Below are 1,495 nucleotides of genomic sequence, written 5' to 3'. Positions count from 1 at the left end.
TGAAATACATTGTTTTATAATTTTTCAATTTTTGATTTGGGTGTCCCAGAGGTTATTTTGAGTATTTTTAGACATGTTTGTCCGTAAAAAGCCTAACAAAAGTGGCAAGATCAGTGTCCAAGTAATCAAGAAGGTTAAGGGAAGTTACACGGTTGCCAAAACCATTGGGAGCAGTTCGGATAAATCCGAAGTGGAAAGGCTGGTTACTTTAGGGGAAAAGTGGATCAAGGATTACAAAGGTGTTCTCGACATGCCCTTCAACAACGAGGAGCAGACAGCAGCCGCTGTTTTGGATAGTGTGGAAAACATCACTGTCTCAGGCACAGAACTGCTTTTGGATAAAATATTCAATGATATCGGATTCAATGTCATCAAGGATGACATTTTCAAATGGCTGGTCTATTCCAGGATATGTTTCCCAGCCAGCAAACTCAAAACCTGTGATTATCTTCTGACCTATCATGGCCTTGATTTTCAAGTTCAGGACCTTTACCGGTACATGGACAGGCTTTACACCAACTACAAGGAGACCGTACAGCTGATCAGCTTCACTCATACCAAAAAAATACTGGGGGGCAATATCTCTATCGTATTCTATGACTGTACGACACTTTATTTTGAAGTAGATCAGGAGGATGAGCTGAGGAAGACCGGTTTTTCCAAAGAAGGGAAGCACCAGAACCCTCAGATTGTTTTGGGCTTGCTGGTCGGCCTTGAAGGCTATCCTCTGGCGTATGAAATTTTTGAAGGCAATAAGTTTGAAGGCCATACCATGATACCGGTGATAGAAACGTTTAGGAACAAATATGACCTTCCCACCCCGATAGTTGTGGCGGATTCAGGTTTGCTTTTCAAAAATAACATCAAGGAATTGCTCGATAACGGATATGAGTTCATCTTGGGGGCACGGCTTAAATCTTCGGGCAATGATCAAAAGCAGAAAATATTGGCGCTCGAGCTTGAAAATGGAGAGAGTGTTTCACTGGACTGGGAAGAAGGGCTGAAAATGGTTGTGAGCTACTCTGAGAAGCGGGCCAAAAAGGATAAATCTAATCGAGAAAAGGGGCTTAAAAAGCTGGAGAAACAGCTAAAAACAGGTAAACTCAACAAAACCCATATCAACAACAGAGGCTACAACAAATACCTTAAAATGGAAGGAGAAATAACGATTGCCCTGGATATGGAAAAGTTTGAGCAGGACGGAAAATGGGATGGTCTCAAAGGATATTTTACCAATACGAAGCTTGAAAAAGAACAGGTGATTGAGAACTACAACAATCTCTGGAAAATAGAAAAGGCCTTCAGGATAACCAAAAATGAGATTAAGGTAAGGCCGGTCTACCATTATAAACAAAGAAGAATTGAAGCGCATATCAGCATTGCATTCGTTGCTTACAAGGTTTACAAAGAGCTGGAAAGACAACTCCATGAAATGAGAACAGACCTTTCACCGCAAAAAGCAATTGAAATAGCAAAAGGAATCTACACCATAGAA

The 1,495-nt window shown here is 41.0% G+C and carries 1 protein-coding gene; it reads left to right on the top strand.

The window, feature by feature from the left end; genetic code table 11:
• Positions 1 to 73: 73 nt before the first annotated feature.
• Positions 74 to 1,495: IS1634 family transposase (locus tag Q0L00_RS19540; protein ID WP_297338577.1), on the top strand; the 1,422-nt coding region annotated here is incomplete at its 3' end.

It is taken from the genome of Algoriphagus sp., from assembly GCF_024305035.1.
Taxonomy (GTDB): Bacteria; Bacteroidota; Bacteroidia; order Cytophagales; family Cyclobacteriaceae; genus Algoriphagus.
This window is presented reverse-complemented; position numbering and strand designations above follow the sequence as displayed.